Source organism: Paenibacillus shunpengii (genome assembly GCF_042684905.1).
In the GTDB taxonomy this organism is placed as follows: domain Bacteria; phylum Bacillota; class Bacilli; order Paenibacillales; family Paenibacillaceae; genus Paenibacillus; species Paenibacillus shunpengii.
The window spans coordinates 20854-42835 of the sequence record NZ_JBHUMJ010000004.1; the positions used below are offsets into that span (position 1 = coordinate 20854).

The window sequence follows — 21982 nt, forward strand, 5'->3', positions numbered from 1 at the left end:
TATGGATATATAGGTGAATTAATGGTAGGTAATGAGATGAACAGCGTTATAATTAACTAAAATGAAAATTTGCCGGCAGCATAATAGTTGGGGGGAGCAAAGAATGAGGACTTGGCTTAAGCAGCTTCGCAAAGGTTATGGCAAAAAGCTGGTTTCATTACATACTTGGAATGGCTGGATCGTATTTGTACTGGCTTTGACTGGTTTGATCCTTATCGGCGGATTTTGGCGGAGTTTACTGGGAGAAGGACGGGTATGGATCAAAACGCTCCATATCATGGTTGGTGTGGCGTCTATTCTTCCTGTTCTCTATTATCTGCTGCTTGCAGGGAAGCACTGGGAACAGCTGAAGCAAAAGCCTTGGCAGCGGTTAAACGTCGTTATCGTACTGGTGCTTCTTACAGGCTGGTTTATCTCAGGCGTGCTGCTGTGGCAGTTCAAGCAGGTAGGACCTGATGTATCCAATGCAGCGTTGATTGTTCATGATGTGCTGACCTGGATTGGTCTTCCCTATATCATCTATCACTCCATTACTAGATTAAAATGGTTCAAGGAGCCCGCGCGACGTACGATCAAACAGGGGCGTATGGAGAACCAGCTTCATCCTGCGGCCCCACAGCCTATATACACGAGAAGAGCTTTTATCGGTGGAGTCATTGGCATCGGGTTAATCGTAACGCTGACTCCGTCCTTCCTAAAATGGCTTGGCAGCTTTGGCGGGAGTAATTCGATGGAAAATCTGCTTAAACAGAACGAGAACAAACTTATTCCTACACCAGTACCGCACTCAGCGTCTCAGCATCCCATGGGTGGGGGAGCGGAGGGGAATTTCCGGATATATACCGTAACGAAAATACCTGTCTTCACCAACGAGAACTGGTCCTTCACCATTGATGGTAAGGTGGATAACCGCTTAAGCTGGAGCTGGGAGGAGTTTGTTCAGCTTAAGCGTACGGTACAGGTAAGTGACTTTCACTGCGTAACAGGCTGGTCAGTCTACAACAATACCTGGGAGGGCATACGGCTAAAAGACCTGCTGAAGCAGGCCGGGGTGCAGCAGTCAGCGCAGACGGTAAAGTTCTATTCGGGAGACGGTGTCTATACAGATACGCTGACGCTGGAGCAGGCAGATCTGGATGATGTGATGGTCGCTGTCCTGCATGACGGAAACCCCATCCCCAGCGACCTCGGTGGTCCGGTCAGACTCATTGTACCGAAGATGTATGCTTATAAATCGGTCAAATGGCTGACCCGGATCGAGTTGATTGAGGGTGAGCATGTCGGCTACTGGGAAGAGCGGGGCTATTCGAATGATGCTTGGGTTAAGAACAGCTAATAATAAGCTGTAGCCTATCGAAGCCATGCTATAGTCTTTATCTTTATCGTCTAAAAGTTAAGCCAGTCTCCTCCAGAGCAGCTCTAAGCTTGGGCAGTGATGCGGGCCCCATACCGTGAAATTTTAAAATCTCTTTTTCACTGTAGGTGGACAGCTGCTCCAAGGTAGTAATTCCATGGTGCTCCAGTGCCCGTCTTGCCGGTGCAGATAGCAGGGAGAGGAACCCGCCGGCGGGTTTTCTCTCCCTCTCACAGGTGGGGCATGTCGGACAATCACTGCTTTTATAATATTGGTGACCTTTGCTGCAGGTTCTCAGACTTTGATTTGATGTTTCCATTCATTTAATGTCCTCCTACAAGATTATATCTGTCACAATAGCAACTACCGTCAAAGAGTCTGCGTATCCAATATGCTTTTAGCAAAAGCGACATAGCTTAACAGCTTCGGAAATTCTTCCGGGAGAGCACCACTTTGTACACTCCAACAGTTTCCCATCGCAGTTTCTACATAGAGGCATTGCCGCAAGACCTCACCCGGAATAAGAAGCTCCTTCTCCAGTGTGTTAATGATATTGTTAATCTTGTTATATAGCGCTGGAGTGACCTCCTCTTCGAATTCATTCAAGATAAATCGGGGAGTGTCAAAGATCGGATCGCCAATGACGCCCTTCGGATCGATAATCTTATATTGTCCATGACTACCCAGCAAAATATTGTCATGATGAAAGTCGCCATGCAGAAGCCGTTTTTTTGAATATTGAGAAGAGAGTGAGATGCAAATCTCCTGGGCCTTCTTCATATGCAAATAGAGCTCTTCGGCATCCTGCCGCTGGCTCATATAACTCGTAATTCGATTCACCCACGTAAGATAGGTTGGGTATATCTCAGCGTCAGCGGGTTCAACATGGAGGTCTGTGTACAGGGAACAGAAAACGGCAAGTCTTCGCTCAAGCGAGCTCTCTTTTCTTAAAGTATAGCCAGGCTCAATACGCTCTTCCAAAATAATGCAGTGTTCACGATCGATATCGTAAACCTTGCAGAATGGCCTTCCCTTGTATTCCTCCAGAGTGCTGAATTCGGTTAACGTTTCTGCGGCAGTAGGGTTCCCGATCTTTAGTATGGAACTGCCGTAGAGGGCGGACTCGCATTTGAACACCAGGTTGGCCGAGTAGGAAGGAATGAACTCAAATGAAGACAGGGACCACATATCTGCGTAGATGCCGAGATATTGTTGGACTTTTTCATAAACGTGTTCACCAAAGTGGTCTTTAATCTTTGCGGCTTCGTCTGACTTAAAGTTATAGCTCATTTTGAATCACTCCCTATTCTCTATCTTACGTTTACATATATTAGTTCAGCAGAATTACGAAAGCAAGCTTCTCCAATCCGACAAGCAGCAGCTTAATTCAAAATATTGCGACACCTCACGCTCTTAGGCTCGTATTAACAAAAATAGATGGAAATAAGGAGGAGATCTCACACGTGGAATTAGTCTTAGAGAATATTGTCAAAAGCTTCGGAAAGAAGAACGTACTGCAAAACACCGGATTTACGTTCGAACAAGGTAAGATTTACGGTCTTCTCGGACGAAATGGTGCTGGGAAAACGACTCTTTTTAATGGCTTGAGCGGGGAAACCAAGCTTGATGGCGGTAATGCATGGCTGCTGGATAATGGTACCCGCCGTGAGCTGAAAGAGGATGATATCGGATATGTCTACTCCTTGCCTATATTGCCTGAGTTCCTGACGGGATACGAATTCGTCAAGTTCTTCTTGGATATTAACAGGGATAAGCTGCAGGCGGATACCCAGATCGACGACTACTTCGAGATGATGAGAATTACAACGGAGGATCGGCATCGACTTATTAAGAACTATTCCCACGGGATGAAGAATAAAATTCAGATGCTGCTATTTCTCATTACGAAGCCGCCGGTGATCCTGCTGGACGAACCGTTGACCTCGTTTGACGTGATTGTCGCACTGGAGATGAAAAATTTACTGCGGTCGATGAAGAAGGATCATATTCTGATCTTCTCTACGCATATTTTGCAGCTGGCCTCCGATCTTTGTGATGAACTAGTCATCTTAAACAAAGGGCAATTGTCTTCGGTACCGAAAGAACTGCTTGGCAGTCCTGGCTTCGAACAGAGCGTTATCGACCTGCTGCAGGATGATGCGGATGGGGAGGAGAGACCGGATGCTCCGAACACTTAATACGATTCTTCATCTTCAAGTATCCTCTATTGCAAACCGATTGATCTATTATGTTCAGCGGCTTCCGCTCATCGGTGGTCTGGTTAGTGACAATGTCTATTCCAGAGTGGGTGTGAAGAAGGCAGTAGCCATTGCTGCACTGCTGCTGTCTATTGTGTGGGGATTCTTGACCAGTATGCTGTATGTCGGCCTTGTCGTTTATTTTCCGGTGTTCACCTTGGGCCAAGAGCTGCCTATAGAGCGTCAGCTGGACATCTTTTGGCATATTTTCTTCATTATCACATTTATCATTGCTGGAGTATCGAATGCCAGAATACTTGAACCGAAGCGGAGCAAATACATCGCGGTCAAGCTGTTGCGGCTTCCGGCTACACGATATATGCGGTCGACGCTCAGCTATAAATACGTTACCTTATTTATCTATCTGCTGACAGCGGTGCTCCTTTTTTCCTCGCTGCTTGGTGCACCGATGCTGCAAGGCATTCTCCTCACGGCTGCTGCTGTAATGTGGCGGATCGTATGGGAATATTTTCATTACTGGTTGTTTCAGCGAACCGGGAATGTATTGATCAAGAACAACGTTATCGTTTGGACCGTCATTTTCATTGGATACATCGCAGCATATGCGCCATTACTGTTTGAATGGGCTCTGGCTTGGGGAGCAATGTTAACTTCGGCTGTGCCTTTATACGTCATTTGTATTTTGCTGGGAGGCATTGCGAGTGTTGTTCTCTTCTGGCGACTGGACTATACGGATGCGGTAGACGCGGCGACGAAGCGGGATGACCCGCTGCTTGACCTGGGCCGGATGATGGCGGATGCGCAGCAAACATCCGTCAAGGCGAAGGAAAGTGATTACGATCTAGAAGGGACGAACGAGAGCAGGAGGACATTCGAGGAAAAAGAGGGGTACGATTATATTCATGCGATCTTCTTCTCGAGACACAAAAGCTTGATCCGGCGGCCGCTGTATAAGCGTTTGGCCATCGTTGCTGCCCTCGGGACGGCCTTGATCCTTGCGGGATTTCTATACCGAGAGCCGATGGCTGCCGCAGCTTCTAGCATAGGGGTATTCCTTCCGGGTCTTATCCTCATCATGGCCTATTTGACTGTTGGGGAACAACTGTGCAAAGTGCTGTTTTTCCACTGTGATCTGAAGCTGCTGCGGCAAAGCTTCTACCGACAGGATGCGTCGAAGCACTTTCGGATCCGCCTTATTAAGATACTGGGCATGAACCTGCTCCTCGCAGCCGCACTTGCCTTGGTGCTGACGCTGGCGGCTGTCGCTGCCGGAGGGTTAACAACAACAGCCGACTATGTATTTCTGTGGGTAAGCACATTATCACTCGCCATATTTTTCTCCGTACATCACTTGTTTTTGTACTATATATTCCAGCCGTACACGACAGAGCTGAATACGAAAAATCCGTTTTTTTATCTCTTTAGCTGGATTGTGTCAGGCGTCTTTGTCCTATCGATCAGCTTAAGACCAGATCCGGTTGTTTTTTCAATAAGTACGGCTGTTATAGCCCTGCTCTATCTTGTGTTTGCTCTGCCCTTGGTTCGCAAGTATGCTCCGCGCACGTTTCGGGTGAAGTGAATAGATTCGTCTGAAAATAAAGAAGAACCCGCGTCCCATGCGGGTTCTTGCACATTATTCTTTTCCCGTAGCTACCGGGTTCTCCTCATAGCTGATCCAGTCGCTCCAGCTCCCTGCATACAGCTTCACATTCTCATATCCTGCTTCTGTTAACGCTAGTACATTGGGACAAGCCGTAACGCCGGAGCCGCAATATACAATAATATCTTGATCTTTGGACACTGCTTCAAACCGTTTGCTTAACTCCTCAGCTGACTTGAATTTAGTCGATCCTTCCTGAAGGTTATCCTTCCAGAAATAGGAGGCAGCGCTTGGTATATGACCTGCCTTCTTATCCAGCGGCTCTACCTCTCCCAGGTATCTCGGGTATTCACGTGAGTCGATTAACATAGCAGATCCAGTGGTGGAAGCCTTCCGCACTTCTTCTAGATCAGCCAGCAGGTGAGACTGGAGATGTGGGGTGTAGGATGCCGGAATCCGAATCGGTACATCGGCAGTGACGGGAAAGCTCGCAGCCTGCCATGCCGCAAATCCCTCATCCATAATATATACCTGCTCATGACCGAGATAGCGCATCAGCCACCAGAATCTTGACGCCATCGCACCGCCTTGGTCATCGTAAGCAATAATTCGGGTCTCGTTACTGATTCCTGCCTTACGAATGCGGTCAACCAGCTGCTCTACATCAGGCAGTGGATGTCGTCCGCCGTATCCTTTTTCATGCAAGGGTGAAGACAGATCCTGCTCCAGATCAAAATATACGGCCCCTGGTATATGGCTTTCGTTAAAGGCTTGTCTGCCCGTCTCTGGTTGACCCAGAGCAAAACGGCAATCGACAATCGCGACGTCCGGTTCATACATTCGGGCTAGCACCCATTTCATGGATACGATAAATTTCATAGCTCATCACCGCTCTTTATTGGAATGTTGGTTAATACATAATATATGCAAATGCATCGGGTCTAGCTGTATTTTACTTTATATAGAGTTCATCGCCAATCCGAATGTGGAATATGAATCTCCTTAAATAAGTGCCTCGAAGCCAATATTATTTATTCCTCAAAAGCCCTGAGTAGGAGGTGGACCAGGAAGAAGTAAGCAGAAGTATTTCGTATTCATGCATTTTATGAAAAAGTTGAATGGATCTGAGTTGAGGATATTTCTAACTATTGAAGCCCTCGTATGACGATAAACATCGATTCCACCAGAACATTGCTCCAATCTAACAAAAATCCTACTTGACGTTTGACATGAGTTTCATATTTGAGGGTTGACTTTGTCTCGGTATTTTATGTAGTAAATAATGCTCAAATTTGCCATATACAGCAATAGGCAGTCCAAATCCATTTATAATAGATAATTAGACAGTGGATGAATTACAGGAGAAGATGCAGGAGGTCAATGAGAAGATGAGTGAGAAATGAACGAAGAGCTAAATGAACAGCTGGATCAAGCACCCGGCTGGGATGCGAATGGACCTATTTGCTTGGGTGCGGATACCTTGCTCACGGCCCTCGCATTTACTCCTGATCCGGAGCTTTCACCCATCGAGACGCCTAATGGAAGAGTGGATTTTATTCAAATGACAGGTATAACGGGGGACGAGCTGGACGCCATGATGACATGGAATACACCTGGTGTACTGTCAGCAGGTGCTGCCCACATGCCTTACTACATAACCGATCTATCCCCAAGAGGTGGCCGATGCTGTGAACACAGGACTCGCGGAGGAAGGCTCGAGCACCGGCTTCCTGTTCGTAGATACACTGGACTGGATGCCGTCAGAAAGGAAGATGTTTAGAAAGACTCCGGCCAAATTAATCATCGGAGCGAAGCAGGCTGATATCGTTGGCAAGCTGCTTCAAGGCCGGATATTAAAAGGCAGGACGCTGAGACTGTTAAGCCAAAATATTCAGATTGTGTTCGAGCCAGGGGATATAGCGGGTTGTAAAGAAGAAGAGAGTCACATCACCATTACTCTGAATGAGCAGGCAGCAGCAGAGTTTACACATAAGCTTGTACCTAAAGAAGGCTCGGTTCCAATTTTTTCATCCGTAAATATTGTTTTGAACATTATAAAGACTTTAATCCGGGATCGTGAAGGCAGCATTGTTGAAACTATCGGTTAATGAAAAGAGCTTAGATGGTTTTAGATTCAAAGGAGGGAGAATGATGGGATATTTAAAGATTCAGGAGTTGCTTAACAAAGAGGACCATGCTTGGGAAGAGCTCGAGAATATGCTAAGCCAGGGTAAAAACAAGAGTGTGATCATTCCCGCAGAGCATGATACAGGAGCAGACACGCTATATCGTTTGCAGGTTAGCACCAAATCCTACCTTGGTGCAGTTGCTTACGAAACGGCAGGCATTCTGTTTGATTATGGCTGGATTACCTTGCTCGGTGCAGGCGGTGACGGTATATATGGCAGTCTTCCGTTCTGGAATGGACTTCTCGATCGCGAAGGCGTTCCGGCTCTCGAAGGAATGCTGCTTGTAGCATACGATGCGGCGGGCGGTTTTTTCAGTTTAAATATCGGTCGTTTCGGAAATGACGGACACATCTATTATTATGCGCCGGATACACTGGAGTGGGAATCGACGGAGCTTGCTTATTCTGGTTTTGTTAGCTGGCTCGCTGACGGGGATCTAGCCCAGTACTATGAGACCTTTCGCTGGAAGGGGTGGCAGGAGGAGTCAATTCGGCTTCAGCCAGGTGAGGTGTTTACCTATTATCCCCCCCTTTGGACAGAGGAAGGAAGCGGAGCCGGCAGCAGCAAAGTGAAGACCTCGGTTATTGAAGCATGGAATATCGTTTTGGATATCTAGTTGATCCGAGGAAACATCCATATAGAAGTTGGATTGCTTCATGAACAAAAAGCCGCCACGAGGCGGCTTTGAATATGATTTACATTATTCAGCAGGCTTCTGTGCAAGCTCAGGTGTCGGTCTCTGCCAAGTAATCTGATGCTTCGTACCGCTGAGCTGTTCGTATAATAGCATTGGTTTTTTGCTAAAGAACCGGCGCAGCACATGAATGGCAAACCAGAGATCCATGACGAAGATGACAAAAGCAAACAGCGTACTTCCATAGGAAGGAAGACTCGCCGTTACAATCATCAGGTTTAAGCCGAAAAATATCCAGTACAGCAGCCCATATCTGATCATAAGACCGGTAAGCTTCAGCCTTCCCGCCTCTCCTGTCAAATGAATGCGGACAAGCCATTTACCAAAGGTTCTTCCCTTATTCAGAAAAGGAAACACCATGAAATACAATCCCGTAACGATCCAGAAGGCAGCAGGTACATCCAGAATGGTAGCGATATTGAACAAGATCAAGCAGATGAACCCATCAAATAAGAGCGCTACTGCACGTCTAGTATAGGACACGCGTTTTCCAGCAATATCGACTTCTTTATCAAGGTGCTCAATTCGAGGCAGCAATCCTGAGAACCACTCTGCAAGCAGGAATCCAATCATGCCGCCAAGCGTGTTCATAATCAGATCATCTACATCAAATACGCGGTAGGGATGATCATAGAAACCGAATATGCCTGTCAGCTGAGTTATCTCGAAGGATAACGAGAGGAGGAAGCACAACAGGATCCCACGGATCCAGCTTGTTCGGAAATAGTAACGCAGAAAGAGGCCAAAAGGTACGGTCAGAACGATATTAAAGACAACCTGAAGAAAGGCCCTTTCCGTAAGCAGTTTCCAGTAAGTGCTGACATCCTGGGCTGAAACATTGGTTTCTTTGAGGATGTCATGTATGAAATTAAACGGGATGAGCTGATATGGAATACCGGCTAAGGGTTCATTATGCCTCGCCGCCGGCAGCGGCAGAAGAACAAGGAAATAAGCGTTCATTAAATAAAGCAGCAACAGATACAGCATAATCGCCCTAACCTTATTAATGTAGCCGTGTTTTCGATACTGCACAATAAGAAAAGGAAGTGTAAAAAACAAGGCGGCTACAGGAAAGGTCATGAAGGCGTAGGAGATCGGAAACAAATACGAATGAAACATGAATACACCTACCTATGTAAATTAAGTCATATTAAATGGACGAATCATGATATTTTACCCTAAAAGTCGGTATGCAATTGTTACATTTTATTCATATCACTGGATATTGATAAAAAATGAGCCAGAGTCTCAGCTTGGAGACTCTGGCTCATTATTTTTAACAAAGAAACTATAGCCATTGTAGTTGAACCATTACACTTCCGATGTGCTTGGTTTCTGTTGAACCGGAGGCAGCAGCTCTTCTTCACCGTGGATGTTGTTTTTGCCATATCTCAGGAAGATCCAGACGCCAAGCAGAATGATAAATCCTGCAATCAGCTGGATGCCGGTCAGTGCCTCACCGAGCAGCATCCAGGCAAGAATGGAAGCAAACACCGGCTCGCCGAGCACAGACATGGATACGGTTGTGGCATTCATCACTTTGAGCAGCCAGTTGAACAGATAGTGTCCGAACAGGGTAGGGACGATCGCAAGCAGGAGAAATATGCCCCATTCTCTTGCATCATACCCGGTAAAGGGAATTTGATTGATCCCATTATAGGCGGCAAGAGCTGAACCAGCGAATAAAAATACCCAGAAGTTATATACATAAGCACTGATGTTTTTTCTAAGATGCTGTCCAAACAGCATGTGCACAGCTACCGCAATCGTTCCCAGAAAAGACAGCAAATCTCCGAGCAGTGCATCCCCGGATATCTGGAAATCCCCTGCACCGATGACGACGGAGCCGATTACTGCCATCCCCATTCCAATGAGCATGACTTTATTGGGACGAATACTGAACAGCCACATGGACCCGAGCATTACAAGAATGGGCTCCAGTGTGAGAATAACGGTTGAACTGGCGACAGTGGTGAGCCGGAGCGAGCCCATCCATAAGAGAAAGTGGAGACCCAGCATTAGGCCTGAAGCGGCAAGGTACAGCCACTCTTTTTTGGTCAGCCGAACGATATCATGACGGTATTTATACAGCAGAGGAGCCATGAGCAAATTGGTGAGAAATAGACGGTACATTGCAATAACAGATACTTCTGCATCCGACCAGCGAACAAAGATGGAAGAGAATGAGATGGCAATGATACCGATAATATACAGCATTTCGTATTTACTAAAGGAACTTTTAGTGCTAGACATGATCGTATACTCCTGTGGTGTATGTATTTTGCTTAAGCTTAACTCAAACATACACATTATACCGGAGCAGCTGGTAATTAGGAATAGCATTTCATTGGCAGCAGAGACCCTGAACCGAATGATCAGCTGATTAACAAGAATGGGATACGTGTAATGAACAGTAAGGCGATTTCAATTGGAGGTAACTCGGATGAAAAAAAGAAACCGACAAACAACAGCCACCTTAAGTGTAACGATCTTGCTGCTGACTGCAGCCATTACTTCGGCAGAACAGACTGCAGCAGCAGAAGCGGCGGCAAGTCTGGAGGCGACAAGCACTGCAGAGCCAATCGTCCGCGGAACCATTGTCGAGACGCAAGCCGTAACACAAAAGGAACAAGCTGAAGAGAATATAATAGAAGAAACGGCGATTTATACAGGTCTCGCTGACCCCCATACGGCTGAGTTTAAAATAGATGGTGAGGCTGCAGCTTTTCAGCTGGAAGAAGGCCTGATGGAGAAATTGGAGCATTTGCGCAGTGGAACACAAATGGAGCTGAAGTATACGGTTAAAACATTCGATAATTTGCCGGATGTAAGGCAGCTCATACTTCATGAGGTGGAAATGACAGACAAGAAGAAGGTGGACTAAGTGAGGGGGAGCTTGTGTATTGCGTATGGGTGGGATTATTTATGAATGCGGTTACATAAAGCGATAGGGAACAATTCAAAGAACGTCAGGCTTATGCCTGGCGTTTTTTTATATTTGAAATTCTTCTTGCCTCCGTGAATCATATGGAATAATATGGATTGAAATATTCGGGGAAATGAAGGTGAGTTTCGGTATGAAGTTTGTTATTATCTTTGGGCCCCAGGCAGTCGGGAAAATGACCGTAGGGCAGGAACTCGAGAAGATTACAGACCTGAAGCTGTTTCATAATCATATGACGATTGATCTGGTATCCCGCTTTTTTAGCTATGGAACCCCTTCAGGGAAGCGGCTGGTGGGTCTATTTCGCAGAGAGATTTTTGAAGAGGTGTCCAAGAGTGATATGCCAGGTCTTATGTTCACTTATGTGTGGGGATTTGATTTTCCTGAGGATTGGGCTTATATCGAGGAGATCAGCCAGATTTTTGAGTCCAGAGGAGGAACCGTGTATTACGTAGAGCTGGAAGCCGATGTGGAGGCAAGGCTCGAACGCAACAAAACACCCAATCGACTTGAGCATAAACCGACCAAACGGGATATTGAATTCTCTGAACGGGATTTGCTTCGAACGATGGAACGCCATCGGCTGAATTCCTTGGAAGGGGAGATCAAGAAGGAGCATTACATAAGAATTGACAATACCGAGCTGAGCCCGGAGGAAACCGCGCAGCGGATTAAAGAAGCATTTCAATTATAAAACACTGAAATGCAAAATGAATATGTCTCAGGTAAACCGTGAAGGATGTGCACAGCATGAAGAGAATAATTAGCGGAGGTATTCTGCTAATGAGCGGAACAATATTATATACAGGAATTCGTATTTCAACAGCCATTTATGCCGAGAGCTTAGGTGGATGGTCGACTCCGCCGGGTAAATTTGGCACTGCACTTGTAGAATCAGGGGCAGTTTTACCTAGAAATTTGTCAGTTGCTCTGATACTAGCGGGGGTGGCCCTCGTTCTTTGGGGCTGTTTTGATAAACAAATCATTAAGCTCTTTACTCCTTCCAGCTGATAACTGTGCAGCAGAATGGATGAAGAGAAGCTGATTCTGTTGTAAGAAGTGCAAGAAGGGGCACTCTTGGAAATGGACACCTATGAATGGTACTCTAATGGGGAGAGATTAATGTTATTTTAAGGAGAAATCAACATGAGATCAGAAGACCAAGTCAAACGCAAATTAAATGAACTGAAACGTCAGCTGGATATGATGAAGAGCCGGATGTCCGCTGAAGAAGCGGCAGCTAATGTACAGGTGCTTCGTTTGGAGGACATGATCATGATGCTGGAATGGGTTATTGATCAGCCGAGCGGCAGCTACCACGTGTAAAGAATTTGTATAAAGCGATAGGAGAGGAAGCGAATGGTATCCATTAATCCTAGTGAGCAAAGTGAGCGTGAGAATTATAAGCTGCTGACAGGCAGCATTATTCCGCGGCCGGTTGCTTTTGTAACGACATTATCCAAAAATGGTGTGCTGAATGCTGCTCCATACAGCTATTTTAATATCGTCACATCCAATCCACCCATGATATCGATCTCTGTGCAGCGCAAGGACGGCCAGATGAAGGACACGGCCCGTAATGCCAATGAACGTGGAGAATTTGTCGTACATATTTCAGATGAGACGTATATCGAGGAGATTAATAAGACGGCGGCTAATCTGCCTGAGAATCAGAGTGAGATCGCTCTGACGAATTTGACCCTCGCAGATAGTGTTCAGATTGAAGTTCCCGGCATTGCGGAGTCCAGAATACGGATGGAGTGCGTGCTGGAGCATTCCATACCTCTCGGTGGGGAGAAAAATGTGCCTGGATGCGATCTGTTGATTGGACGAGTCGTACATTTTCATGTGAGTGATGAGCTCTATTATGAGGGTAAGATTCGGATGAAGGATTTACGCCCGGTATCAAGACTAGCAGGTAATGATTACAGCAAATTGGGGGAGTTCTTCTCATTACAGCGGCCTGAATAATATCATCCAAAGCTTGTCTTCAGCATCTTGTCATGTAAAAGGGGAGATTCACCTGGGAAGCCTCAATCGGCCTCGATTTCATTCAATACTTATAGGAGTGAGCTTTCCCGCTCGAAAAATCTGTTAGCTGAGGCTGGGGCTGGGGCTGAAGTTACCTCCGTATTGGCTTGCAGCTTCCTGATTCTCATGGTTTTACGGTATTCCATAGGCGTCATTCGATAGACTCGCTTAAATACGGCATGGAGGTAATTAGCACTGGAATAACCGGTTTCTTCTGCAATCTCATCTATCGTACTGTCGCTTGTGGTCAGCCGTTTGCAGATATGAGACAAACGAATGGATTCCAGCATCTCGGTAAAGGTCCCTCCGCCGTATTCCTTCAATATTCGCTGCAGTTGACGGGCGCTAAGATGTATCCGATCTGCAACGAGCTCCACGGTGAGCGGCTCCATATAGTTATCCTTCATAAATTGTTCGGCTAGCAGGTACCGATGACGTCCCATATCTCTGGACGGGAGTGAACGTCCGGGCTGAGGAAAATAGGCTCTGGCCGTACGAAGCATAATATTGATAACGGCTTGCTTCATCAGCGTAAATAAACCGGGTTCATTCCGATACCAAGCAGTATAGGCGGTTAGAAAGCATTCCATCGCTTTAAACCGATCCGTCGTCGGGATCTTGGGAAGCGAGCTTAGCTGACTTATACAAGCTTCGGCCTCTTTGTATTCTTCCTGAATTCCCGTACTCCAATAGCCTTGTTCCATAGGGGAGTCCTTGTATGTAGCAGCAGGCCGAAGCGGAACAATTTCAATTCGAAGACACAGCTCCTCCATGGCCTCATCAGGAGCAGCTTCTTGATAATGCATCACGTGAGGGCCCGTTAGATACATCATTCCTTCCGACAGCTTGTATTCCTGCTCCTCCAGAATAACCTTGCCCTTACCTCTTGGTATAAAATGGAATTCATATTCGTTAGAATGCTTATGAAACTCAATGATCTTACCCGCCGGAAAGGTGATCAGATGGAACTGAACGACCCGGATCCCGTAATTTCCCCAGCAAAAGTCTACATTCAGCTGCTCCAGTGCATGGCGTTGTTCATTCATCAGTTCATAGGGGTAAGACAGGCTGGATTCATTCCGTTCCATCTTGCATGCCTCCTTGCGTTAGGGTTTAGATTGGAAGCTTGGTGGTCAGCTTCTCTGACACTCCGCTTCGGGCAGAACGATTGGAGGCTTCCATCAGCTGCGTCAGCTGAGAGCCCATAACCAAATTCGCTTCAAACACCGTGCCAGCTTCGATATGACTTACCCACTGCTCAAAGGCACTTGGGTCTGCATCAGGCAGTTCTGCTGTTTGCCATCCCTCATCATCGGCTGCCCGGTATAACAGCTCGCGATTATGATCTGAGTAGAGAAGGCTGCCTTCTGTACCATGAATCTCGAAGGAAAATGGGGAATGACGGTTGACAAACCCGGCTTCGACAACGCCAAGAGCTCCATTCGCATAGCGAAGTTGGACTACGGCATTATCTTCGACTTCTTTGCCGGTCACATAGCCGTAACTGGCGTAAACCTGCTCCGGCATACCCAGAAACAGATTGGCCAAATACATCGGATGACATCCGAGATCTGTCATCGCACCGCCGCCTGTCTCCTTGTAGTTAAAGAAACGTTCGGGCAGCCAGCCTTGACGGTTAGCACCTTGCGGTATCGCTCCATTATGAGATAGCCGGGTACGGACAAGAGTAAGCTGCCCTAACCTGCCGCTCTCGATAATCTCCATTGCCTTAAGGGTATAAGGCTCATACAGTCGTGGCAGGGAAACAGTGAGAGTCACCTTCTCCTTCTGCACACATTGGAGGATATCCGTACATTCTTCCGTTGTAAGCGCAATCACTTTTTCAGTGAATATGTGCTTTTTCGCTTTTGCAGCACGGGTTATGACATCATGGTGAATAGCTGTGCTCGTAACAACAATAACACCGTCGATATCTGGACTTGCAAGCAGTTGGTCCAGGTTCTCATAGAATGGAACACCGCGTTTAGCTGCTTCTGCACGTCCGCGTTCGACATCCTCATCCCATATGGCTGTAACTTCAGTCAGAGGATGGGCATCTGCCTGCGATGCATAATCATTTGCATGGACATGCCAGTAACCGAGAATTGCAAGCCTTAGCATTTTACTCATCGTTTCGTCCTCGCTTCCATTGTATTATTGTAAGTTAAGACTATTCAAAATAAATGGCTTTGCCTGTTCTGCTCGATTCATATATGGCCTCTAGGATCTCTGATACGACACAGGCTTGTTCCGGTGTAACCAGCGGCTCGGTATCATGCAGAATGGCATCATACCAGCTGCGCATTTCAAGATCAGGTGCAGAATCGGATTGGCCTTCATAGAAGTCTGCGCCTTTGGCATCCAGTGAGATCTGGTTCAGGTACAGCTTGCCATGGGTTTCGCCATTGATCCGCAGGCCATTTACCATATCAGCACCGCCTTCGGTTCCGCATAGGGTTGTCTTGGCTTCCTGAACATCCATAATATTCAGAGCCCAGCTAGCCTCCAGCGAAATGGTAGCACCGTTCTTCATCACAATGAGACCGACAGCAGAATCTTCAACATTGAATTTGGCTGGATCCCATGGTCCCCAGGCATTTGCGGCATTTTCCTTGGAGGACAGCTTATGGAAGGATCTGCCGAGGACGACGCTCGGTTCGTAGTTATCCATCAGCCATAGCGTGAGATCAAGCGCATGAGTCCCAATATCGATCAGTGGTCCGCCGCCTTGTTTCTCTTCGTCAAGAAATACACCCCATGTAGGAACTCCGCGTCTTCTAATGGCATGGGCTTTGGCGTAATAAATGTCGCCGAGTGTTCCGTCCTGTACAATCTTCTTCAAGGTCAAGCTATCTGAACGGAAACGGTTATTATAGCCGATCGTCAGCTTCTTGCCCGATTCCTTGGCTGCAGCCGTCATTCGCTTGGCATCATCAGCGAGTTTAGCCATCGGCTTCTCACACATGACATGCTTTCCGGCTCTTAGTGCGGCAATAGAGATTTCAGCATGTGTATCGTTTGCCGTCAATACATGTACAACCTCAATCGACTCATCCTGCAGCAGCTCTGTGTAATCGGTATAAACCTTTGCTTCCGGTAATCCATACTCTGCTCTTGCCTTTTCTGCCCGTTCCGGTATGAGGTCACAAAATGCGACAATACCTGTTTCCTTGATCTTGCTTAGGCTTGGTAAATGCTTCCCAAATGCAATACCGCCGCAGCCGATGATGGCTGTTCTGATCTGTTTGTCCACGAGAAAATGGCCTCCTTATTCTGCCTATGATGGAGAAGATATGAGATTCGTTTCGGGAACATTTTAGCATGACAGCCATCCGCGGGGATATTCCAAGATTATGACATAAAAGAGTGCAAAATCACGACATCAGACCTGATTTTTACGATTCATCCTGCTCATCTGCTTCTCAAGCTTATTGAAGCCTTCCGATAAGTTCGTTATTTCCTGCTGTTGGGTCGATACGAGGTCGAGTACATCTTTAAGACTGCTTTTATTTTGTTCAGTGATATCAGCTGTGTTCTCAGCCCTTTCTTTGGCGACCTGCAGCATATCCTTTAATTCCGTCATGAGAAGCTCGTAGCTCAATAACAGAGGACTGTCTTCTCCTGCTGTGCGCAGCTTCACGAGCTCTGCATTCATGGCTTCTACCTTCTCACATATTAGAATCATCTGTTGACGGTGCGAGACCGAGTTCTCATTCTGCACTTCATACGAATATAAAATGTTCTCGATGGAGGAGACGATCTCGACAGAACGCTGGTTGGTCGTGTCAACGGTGGCATTCAGATTGGTCTGATATTCACGAATCGATTGAACCGATTCTGTTAATCGGGACAGCATATCCTCCATCGCCTGCTTGGCTTCGAGCACTTTTTGCGTCTTGCTTCGGTTCTCAAGCTGTAAGTTATTGTTGAACTTCGCCTGCATAATATTAGAAACGGACACAAAGCAAAAAGTAACGATGTAATACAGGAGATCGTTCACGTTTGTCGAATGAAATATGAATTCACCTTGGGTGAAGAAATAGTAGCATAGAATTGCCAACGTAATCAGCGTTGTCATCAGATTAATAAACCGATCCTGGTAAATTCCCATGATGGCGACATAGAAATACATCGTCATGATGTTGATCATATGTGGATCAATATGATTAATCATGAACATAAATATACCGATGATGATCATATTAAAATACTTCATATAAGGTGTAAGCTGCTCTTCAAATTTTGAATAGCTGGCTACAATCGTCATCGGCACGAGCACAAGAAATATGATCCCCTCCACCGTAAGTACAAACCTCAGCGGGATGCCGAGTGCAAAATTAAGCATTTGTACGACAGTGATGACCGTAGCAAATACAGCAACGACCCAGTTGTTTCTCTTCCTTAGTAAGTAATGCTCGTCCACGTCAAAAAACACCCGCTTTCCATTCCTCGGGTGGACTATACCAGTCATGCTCAGCTTGTTCATACACTTCCTGTAAATGAAAGAGAGCGGGAATAGCAAAAGCTCCTTTAAACCACTCTGCTTCTTGCACCTGGATCGTTCTGATCCGATACGTTTGGTTAAATAACTCAAATACGTAAGGATCTGCCATTCCAATGGCATGGGTGTACTGATGTTCCTTGGCATAGTGAATCAGGAAGCTGACAATTTCTCTTCCAAGCTTGCCGCGATAGGCTGGCAATACAGCAAAACTATCAACCTCCACGAGATTCATCCCGTCCAATACAATATTATCAAATTTATTTCTAATAAAAGGTCTTGAGTATGCATAAGGGGTAAATTGAAAGGTTCCCCCGGGTTTCTCATCTATATAAAAAAGAAATTGCTCTGAATGGGGCTCGGCATATTCCATTTCAAACCCTTTCTCATCCCAGCTTGTTTTTTTAATATGATAAAAAATATCGAGTTCTTGCTGAGTGCCGACTTTTCTATACATCTTTCTTCCTCCTGCTGGCGTGTTGTCATATTTAAAGTATATCGGAGATTGAGGAAAAAGACTGTAGTAAATTCAAATTTCCAGCAGAATATAGTGACACACTGTTGTCAGTTTGAGCTCGTATACTGTGAAGAGTCATTCATTAGGAACAATGAAGATATTTGAAGATCTAATAGAGGAGGCGAAGGGCAGTTGCATAACCGTGATCGTTATCCCATTCGTGTTGATATTGAGAAGATTATGGAGCAGCTAGGAATGAATCAAGAGAAAGTGATGGATTACATAGATGAACAGAAGAACCCGCATTCTTCTTGCAAAAATAATCTTAAGCCCGTATATTTATCGCATGAAAGCGAAAAGAATGAATAAGAAGGATTGGCCCTTACGATTTCAGGTGTGTCCTGATATAATAAAGCGTCATAAGGTAGAGAGGATGAGCAGCAGCAATGCTTGAAATGAGAAGCTATAGATTTGAAGAGGTTAAAGATCCGTTTGGCATTCTGACGGGGACTCGTTATGAATTCCATATTGATCTTGACGTAGAGGAAGATGACGAGCTGTACTCTGAGAATGGAGTGTACATTCGAGTGATTTATAGAACGAGTGATGCAGATTCCGGTATCGTTAAATATGAGCTGTACGAGAGTGTCACAGATCAATATTTGGATTTTGATCTGGAAGAGGATGAGCTTGCTTCGCTTGATGCGTTCTGTAAGGAGAAGCTGGCAGAAATCTAGTCAGGAAGAGCAAGCCGGTAATGTGAATAGGTAGAGTTTCTTTTGATAAGCAGCAGTGCTGCTATCGAAGGGAGCTCTTTTTTTTGTTAATTCAAAGCTCTTTAATTGCCGATAAATAGGTGACATGATGGTTGAAGGAGCGGACTTTTTGTATAAACGATGGTTAACGATTTCTACGATTGCTTTTATCTTATTTTCTTTGATTCCTGTATCTATTCTTATCAGTAAAGAAGCACGTCAAGAATTACAAGTGCATAACGGAGTGATGGACCTGGCGGCATGGGATCCGGAGCAGCACAGCAGAATTAAATTGGATGGTGAATGGGAGTTTTATTGGAATGAGTTGCTTCCCCCTTCCTTCTTCAGGCATGGCGCATCAGACTCTGTTTCCAGAATGATAATGGAGGTACCCTCCGATTGGACCGAGAGCCGCATTAACGATAAACCTCTACCTGCTTATGGGTATGCGACTTATCGGATGGTGCTGAGCAATGTTCCTGATGATATGGTTTTTGCCTTAAAAAAAACGAATATTCGCTTTTCAAGTGATATTTATATAAACGGAGAGAAGCTCCTGTCTGATGGGAAGCCCTCTCAGCGCAGTACAGACTATACAGCAGGCAATATCCCACAGATCGGCGGATTTTCAACCACTGGTGATGATATAGAAATTATAGTCCATGTAGCAAATTACGATTATATTAATGCTGGAATTCCCTCTTCCCTTTATTTTGGTGAGCTGAACCATATGATGAAGCATCAACAGCAGTTGACTGTTCGTGAGTTCAGTTTAATTGCGATCCTGGTTACACTTGCGGTCATATACGCCGTATGCTTCATAGCTGCATGGCTGAATGGAAAAAAGGATTATTCATTACTTCTATTTTCCTTGATATGCTTACTATTTTCTATCTATCAGGGGCTGGTAGGGGAAAGGGTCTTATTACTGTTTGGTTCAAGCTTTTCCTTTGAATGGATCTACAAAATAAAGGATATCAGCTCGATGACCTACTTTATCGTACTTGTTTTCCTCTTCAATCAGCTGCATCAGAATATTATTTCACGAAGAGCTACGAAAATAGCGATCACCGTCCTTGGTATCTTTACACTGCTCATCGTGCTTCTTCCGATCCAGAGCTATACTCTACTTCAAGTATATGTGATTGTATTTTACGAATTTCTTCTTCTGTGGATGCTGGTAAGGGCAGGAGCCCTATACGTTAAAAGTACGGCCAATCATCGGATAAATTCTATGTTGTTGTTTATGGGGATGTTAACCATAAATCTCTATTCATTAGACCTGCTCTTGTTTGCATTTTCGCTAAAAGAAGAGTTGTGGCTCGGGCAATTATACATTGTTATTTTTAATATCATTATGATATTTCTTGTAGTGCTTCGTTTTTTTACAGCATATCAGGAAATGAAAGAGATGAAGAACAAGCTGGTTAAGCTTGATAAAATCAAGGATGACTTCTTAATAAATACATCTCATGAGCTAAAAACACCGCTCGGTGCAATTGTGGGTATCACGGATTCTATCATTAAGCGTGTTGAAGGACCTCTTAACGAACAGCAAGTTCAAAATCTAACCATTGTTAAGAACAGCGGTAGAAGATTAACCATGCTGGTTAACGATTTGTTGGATTACTCCAAGATGAAGAATGGAGATATAACACTTCATAAGAAAAAGATGAATCTGAGAGCCTCTGTAGATGCGGTTATCAAATTGCAAATGTTTGTACTCGGGAACAAGCCCGTCCGTCTCATAAATAGCATTTCGGAAGCCTTCCCCGATATTTATGCTGATCCTGATCGATTACTGCAAATTCTGCACAATCTGATTGGAAATGCAATGAAGTATACAGACGTTGGTGAAGTTAAAATAAGTGCTGAGATGCATCGAAATACGGTCGTCATTCATGTTAGAGATACCGGAATTGGCATTGCTCCTGGTATGGAGCGGTTTGTATTTCAAGCTTACGAGCAGATTGAATCATCCTCCAAATACGATCGAAGCGGTATAGGCATCGGTCTGAGTATTACTAAGAAGCTCGTTGAACTGCACGGGGGCCGAATTCGAGTGGAATCTGCGATAGGAGAAGGATCTGTTTTTACCTTTACTCTACCGCAGACGGGTATAGATTCAGTGGAGTGGAATACAGCATCAAAGGAACATAATGATGAGGCTCATGAGTCATTAAACCTACAAGTTCAATATCCGTTATATCTGGAAGGTGAAATTAAAGAACCCATATTGGTCGTCGAGGACGACTTGGCGAATATGCAATCCATAATCAATGCTTTGAAGCTGAAGGGTTATTCGATTGTTGCGGTCCATAATGGACATCAGGCGCTGCAGGAACTGGATAAAAACCAAGGCTTCTATCTTGTTATTTTGGATATTGTGATGGCTGATATGAGCGGTTATGAGGTACTAACAAAAATTCGAGAAAGATATACGCTATTTGAGCTGCCAGTATTAATGCTAACAGCAAGAAATAAGGCGGAAGATATGAGAATTGCTGTAGATAACGGTGCGAACGATTACGTCGGGAAGCCATTTGAGACAGAGGAACTGCTCGCTAGGGTCAACAACCTTACCAAAATGAAAGCTGCTGTAAAACATGCGAAGGACGCAGAGATTGCTTTTTTACGTTCACAAATTAAGCCTCATTTCTTATATAACGCCTTAAACTCGATAGCTGAGCTATGTATCGTTGAGCCTTCTCAGGCGGAAGATTTGGTGCTTCATCTTTCCAGTTATTTAAGAAACAGCTTTGATTTTAAACAGCTGGATTCGTTCACTACGCTTGAGAAAGAATTAGCATTGGTTGAAGCTTATGTCCATATTGAAAGAGCAAGGTTTGGCAATCGAATTCAAGTAGAGTATGACATTGACGCGGATCCATTTATTCAAATTCCACCCCTCATCCTGCAGCCATTAGTCGAGAATGCAATCAGACATGGGTTGATGTCGAGCTCGAGTGGAGGAATTGTGAATGTGATGGTGAGGAAGCAGGAGGATCATATGATGTTCATTTCCGTATCCGACAATGGCTGTGGGATGAGTGAGAAGAAGCTCCAGGAGATTCTATCTCCTCAGACGGAGACAAAAGGTGTAGGCCTGTGGAATATAGGTCAGCGAATCAAATTGATCTACGGTATCGACTTTGAGGTTAACAGCGCGGAGGGAGTCGGGACACAAATTATGTTCCATATTCCGGCCCATCCGGATTACATGAGAAGGAGTTATTAA

At 45.3% G+C, this 21982-nt stretch carries 24 protein-coding genes; 14 read left to right on the plus strand and 10 right to left on the minus strand.

Annotation, left to right across the window (positions count from 1 at the left end; all coding sequences use genetic code 11):
* Window positions 1–103 precede the first annotated feature (103 nt).
* On the plus strand, window positions 104–1336 hold the full coding sequence (locus ACFSVM_RS16480) for a molybdopterin-dependent oxidoreductase (protein ID WP_379263459.1): 1233 nt from the start codon (window positions 104–106) through the stop codon (window positions 1334–1336).
* A gap of 43 nt (window positions 1337–1379) precedes the next feature.
* Here the strand turns inward: ACFSVM_RS16480 and ACFSVM_RS16485 are convergent, their stop codons facing one another.
* Together ACFSVM_RS16485 and ACFSVM_RS16490 are read right to left on the minus strand one after the other, a co-directional pair.
* Window positions 1380–1673, minus strand: coding sequence for an RNA polymerase alpha subunit C-terminal domain-containing protein (locus ACFSVM_RS16485; protein ID WP_076313388.1), 294 nt, complete (start codon window positions 1671–1673; stop codon window positions 1380–1382).
* Window positions 1674–1723: 50 nt separating this feature from the next.
* Window positions 1724–2644 carry an aminoglycoside phosphotransferase family protein gene (locus tag ACFSVM_RS16490; RefSeq protein ID WP_076313387.1) on the minus strand — a complete coding sequence of 307 codons (921 nt, stop codon included), beginning with the start codon at window positions 2642–2644 and terminating at the stop codon, window positions 1724–1726.
* 173 nt (window positions 2645–2817) lie between these two features.
* Between ACFSVM_RS16490 and ACFSVM_RS16495 the strand changes: the two genes are divergently transcribed.
* A complete protein-coding gene (locus tag ACFSVM_RS16495) occupies window positions 2818–3552 on the plus strand; it encodes an ABC transporter ATP-binding protein (RefSeq protein ID WP_379263462.1) in 735 nt (244 codons plus the stop codon).
* Window positions 3536–5152, plus strand: coding sequence for a hypothetical protein (locus ACFSVM_RS16500; protein WP_379263464.1), 1617 nt, complete (start codon window positions 3536–3538; stop codon window positions 5150–5152). Before ACFSVM_RS16495 ends, ACFSVM_RS16500 begins: the two co-directional genes overlap by 17 nt.
* Before the next feature lie 54 nt (window positions 5153–5206).
* On the opposite strand, the gene ACFSVM_RS16505 is transcribed toward ACFSVM_RS16500, so the two are convergent.
* Window positions 5207–6052, minus strand: coding sequence for a sulfurtransferase (locus tag ACFSVM_RS16505; protein WP_076313384.1), 846 nt, complete (start codon window positions 6050–6052; stop codon window positions 5207–5209).
* Window positions 6053–6572: 520 nt separating this feature from the next.
* Between ACFSVM_RS16505 and ACFSVM_RS16510 the strand changes: the two genes are divergently transcribed.
* From ACFSVM_RS16510 to ACFSVM_RS16520, 3 genes are read left to right on the plus strand one after another with little or no spacing between them, the layout of a single operon-like run.
* Window positions 6573–6953, plus strand: a complete 381-nt coding sequence (locus ACFSVM_RS16510; RefSeq protein WP_379263467.1) for a suppressor of fused domain protein — start codon at window positions 6573–6575, stop codon at window positions 6951–6953.
* Window positions 6862–7281: a hypothetical protein gene (locus ACFSVM_RS16515; protein WP_379263469.1), complete on the plus strand. Its 420-nt coding sequence runs from the start codon at window positions 6862–6864 to the stop codon at window positions 7279–7281. The genes ACFSVM_RS16510 and ACFSVM_RS16515 overlap by 92 nt, the downstream gene beginning before the upstream one ends.
* 43 nt (window positions 7282–7324) lie before the next feature.
* Window positions 7325–7978, plus strand: a complete 654-nt coding sequence (locus ACFSVM_RS16520) for a DUF2625 family protein (RefSeq protein WP_076313382.1) — start codon at window positions 7325–7327, stop codon at window positions 7976–7978.
* An 84-nt stretch (window positions 7979–8062) separates the two neighbouring features.
* Here the strand turns inward: ACFSVM_RS16520 and ACFSVM_RS16525 are convergent, their stop codons facing one another.
* Entirely contained in the window at window positions 8063–9175 is a 1113-nt protein-coding gene (locus tag ACFSVM_RS16525; protein WP_090725194.1) for a VanZ family protein, read from the minus strand.
* A 192-nt stretch (window positions 9176–9367) separates the two neighbouring features.
* On the minus strand, window positions 9368–10309 hold the full coding sequence (locus ACFSVM_RS16530; RefSeq protein WP_090725195.1) for a DMT family transporter: 942 nt from the start codon (window positions 10307–10309) through the stop codon (window positions 9368–9370).
* A gap of 190 nt (window positions 10310–10499) precedes the next feature.
* Between ACFSVM_RS16530 and ACFSVM_RS16535 the strand changes: the two genes are divergently transcribed.
* From ACFSVM_RS16535 to ACFSVM_RS16555, 5 genes are all read left to right on the plus strand, one after another.
* A complete protein-coding gene (locus ACFSVM_RS16535) occupies window positions 10500–10940 on the plus strand; it encodes a hypothetical protein (protein ID WP_379263472.1) in 441 nt (146 codons plus the stop codon).
* 193 nt (window positions 10941–11133) lie between these two features.
* Complete coding sequence (locus ACFSVM_RS16540; protein WP_379263474.1) at window positions 11134–11694, plus strand: shikimate kinase; 561 nt, start codon at window positions 11134–11136, stop codon at window positions 11692–11694.
* Between the two features lie 56 nt (window positions 11695–11750).
* A complete protein-coding gene (locus tag ACFSVM_RS16545; RefSeq protein ID WP_076313377.1) occupies window positions 11751–12011 on the plus strand; it encodes a hypothetical protein in 261 nt (86 codons plus the stop codon).
* Between the two features lie 135 nt (window positions 12012–12146).
* Window positions 12147–12326, plus strand: a complete 180-nt coding sequence (locus tag ACFSVM_RS16550) for a hypothetical protein (protein ID WP_091158752.1) — start codon at window positions 12147–12149, stop codon at window positions 12324–12326.
* A gap of 33 nt (window positions 12327–12359) precedes the next feature.
* On the plus strand, window positions 12360–12971 hold the full coding sequence (locus ACFSVM_RS16555) for a flavin reductase family protein (protein WP_076313375.1): 612 nt from the start codon (window positions 12360–12362) through the stop codon (window positions 12969–12971).
* 89 nt (window positions 12972–13060) lie between these two features.
* Here ACFSVM_RS16555 and ACFSVM_RS16560 read toward each other — a convergent pair whose 3' ends face one another.
* The 5 genes from ACFSVM_RS16560 to ACFSVM_RS16580 form a co-directional block, all read right to left on the minus strand.
* Window positions 13061–14119, minus strand: coding sequence for a helix-turn-helix domain-containing protein (locus ACFSVM_RS16560; RefSeq protein WP_379263477.1), 1059 nt, complete (start codon window positions 14117–14119; stop codon window positions 13061–13063).
* 25 nt (window positions 14120–14144) lie between these two features.
* Window positions 14145–15152, minus strand: coding sequence for a Gfo/Idh/MocA family protein (locus ACFSVM_RS16565; protein WP_379263836.1), 1008 nt, complete (start codon window positions 15150–15152; stop codon window positions 14145–14147).
* 49 nt (window positions 15153–15201) lie between these two features.
* Window positions 15202–16284 carry a Gfo/Idh/MocA family protein gene (locus ACFSVM_RS16570; protein WP_047913214.1) on the minus strand — a complete coding sequence of 361 codons (1083 nt, stop codon included), beginning with the start codon at window positions 16282–16284 and terminating at the stop codon, window positions 15202–15204.
* 129 nt (window positions 16285–16413) lie between these two features.
* Window positions 16414–17466, minus strand: a complete 1053-nt coding sequence (locus ACFSVM_RS16575) for a hypothetical protein (RefSeq protein ID WP_379263480.1) — start codon at window positions 17464–17466, stop codon at window positions 16414–16416.
* Window positions 17456–17989 (minus strand): GNAT family N-acetyltransferase, encoded by a 534-nt coding sequence (locus ACFSVM_RS16580; protein ID WP_379263482.1) that lies wholly within the window; start codon window positions 17987–17989, stop codon window positions 17456–17458. The genes ACFSVM_RS16575 and ACFSVM_RS16580 overlap by 11 nt, the downstream gene beginning before the upstream one ends.
* A gap of 192 nt (window positions 17990–18181) precedes the next feature.
* On the opposite strand from ACFSVM_RS16580, the gene ACFSVM_RS16585 reads away from it, so the two are divergent.
* From ACFSVM_RS16585 to ACFSVM_RS16595, 3 genes are all read left to right on the plus strand, one after another.
* The gene (locus ACFSVM_RS16585) at window positions 18182–18358 is read left to right on the plus strand and encodes a hypothetical protein (protein WP_177178740.1); all 177 of its coding nucleotides are present in this window, start codon (window positions 18182–18184) and stop codon (window positions 18356–18358) included.
* Window positions 18359–18435: 77 nt separating this feature from the next.
* On the plus strand, window positions 18436–18726 hold the full coding sequence (locus tag ACFSVM_RS16590; protein WP_076313371.1) for a DUF6509 family protein: 291 nt from the start codon (window positions 18436–18438) through the stop codon (window positions 18724–18726).
* A gap of 148 nt (window positions 18727–18874) precedes the next feature.
* Window positions 18875–21982 (plus strand): sensor histidine kinase, encoded by a 3108-nt coding sequence (locus ACFSVM_RS16595; protein WP_379263485.1) that lies wholly within the window; start codon window positions 18875–18877, stop codon window positions 21980–21982.

Bases quoted from the DNA above. Each gene is read 5' to 3' on its own strand.
- ACFSVM_RS16550 (WP_091158752.1), top strand. From the start codon at position 12,147: ATGAGATCAGAAGACCAAGTCAAACGCAAATTAAATGAACTGAAACGT.
- ACFSVM_RS16560 (WP_379263477.1), bottom strand. From the start codon at position 14,119: ATGGAACGGAATGAATCCAGCCTGTCTTACCCCTATGAACTGATGAAT.
- ACFSVM_RS16555 (WP_076313375.1), top strand. From the start codon at position 12,360: ATGGTATCCATTAATCCTAGTGAGCAAAGTGAGCGTGAGAATTATAAG.
- ACFSVM_RS16490 (WP_076313387.1), bottom strand. From the start codon at position 2,644: ATGAGCTATAACTTTAAGTCAGACGAAGCCGCAAAGATTAAAGACCAC.
- ACFSVM_RS16580 (WP_379263482.1), bottom strand. From the start codon at position 17,989: ATGTATAGAAAAGTCGGCACTCAGCAAGAACTCGATATTTTTTATCAT.
- ACFSVM_RS16540 (WP_379263474.1), top strand. From the start codon at position 11,134: ATGAAGTTTGTTATTATCTTTGGGCCCCAGGCAGTCGGGAAAATGACC.
- ACFSVM_RS16480 (WP_379263459.1), top strand. From the start codon at position 104: ATGAGGACTTGGCTTAAGCAGCTTCGCAAAGGTTATGGCAAAAAGCTG.
- ACFSVM_RS16520 (WP_076313382.1), top strand. From the start codon at position 7,325: ATGGGATATTTAAAGATTCAGGAGTTGCTTAACAAAGAGGACCATGCT.
- ACFSVM_RS16500 (WP_379263464.1), top strand. From the start codon at position 3,536: ATGCTCCGAACACTTAATACGATTCTTCATCTTCAAGTATCCTCTATT.
- ACFSVM_RS16530 (WP_090725195.1), bottom strand. From the start codon at position 10,309: ATGTCTAGCACTAAAAGTTCCTTTAGTAAATACGAAATGCTGTATATT.
- ACFSVM_RS16545 (WP_076313377.1), top strand. From the start codon at position 11,751: ATGAAGAGAATAATTAGCGGAGGTATTCTGCTAATGAGCGGAACAATA.
- ACFSVM_RS16485 (WP_076313388.1), bottom strand. From the start codon at position 1,673: ATGGAAACATCAAATCAAAGTCTGAGAACCTGCAGCAAAGGTCACCAA.
- ACFSVM_RS16510 (WP_379263467.1), top strand. From the start codon at position 6,573: ATGAACGAAGAGCTAAATGAACAGCTGGATCAAGCACCCGGCTGGGAT.
- ACFSVM_RS16505 (WP_076313384.1), bottom strand. From the start codon at position 6,052: ATGAAATTTATCGTATCCATGAAATGGGTGCTAGCCCGAATGTATGAA.
- ACFSVM_RS16565 (WP_379263836.1), bottom strand. From the start codon at position 15,152: ATGCTAAGGCTTGCAATTCTCGGTTACTGGCATGTCCATGCAAATGAT.
- ACFSVM_RS16535 (WP_379263472.1), top strand. From the start codon at position 10,500: ATGAAAAAAAGAAACCGACAAACAACAGCCACCTTAAGTGTAACGATC.
- ACFSVM_RS16590 (WP_076313371.1), top strand. From the start codon at position 18,436: ATGCTTGAAATGAGAAGCTATAGATTTGAAGAGGTTAAAGATCCGTTT.
- ACFSVM_RS16525 (WP_090725194.1), bottom strand. From the start codon at position 9,175: ATGTTTCATTCGTATTTGTTTCCGATCTCCTACGCCTTCATGACCTTT.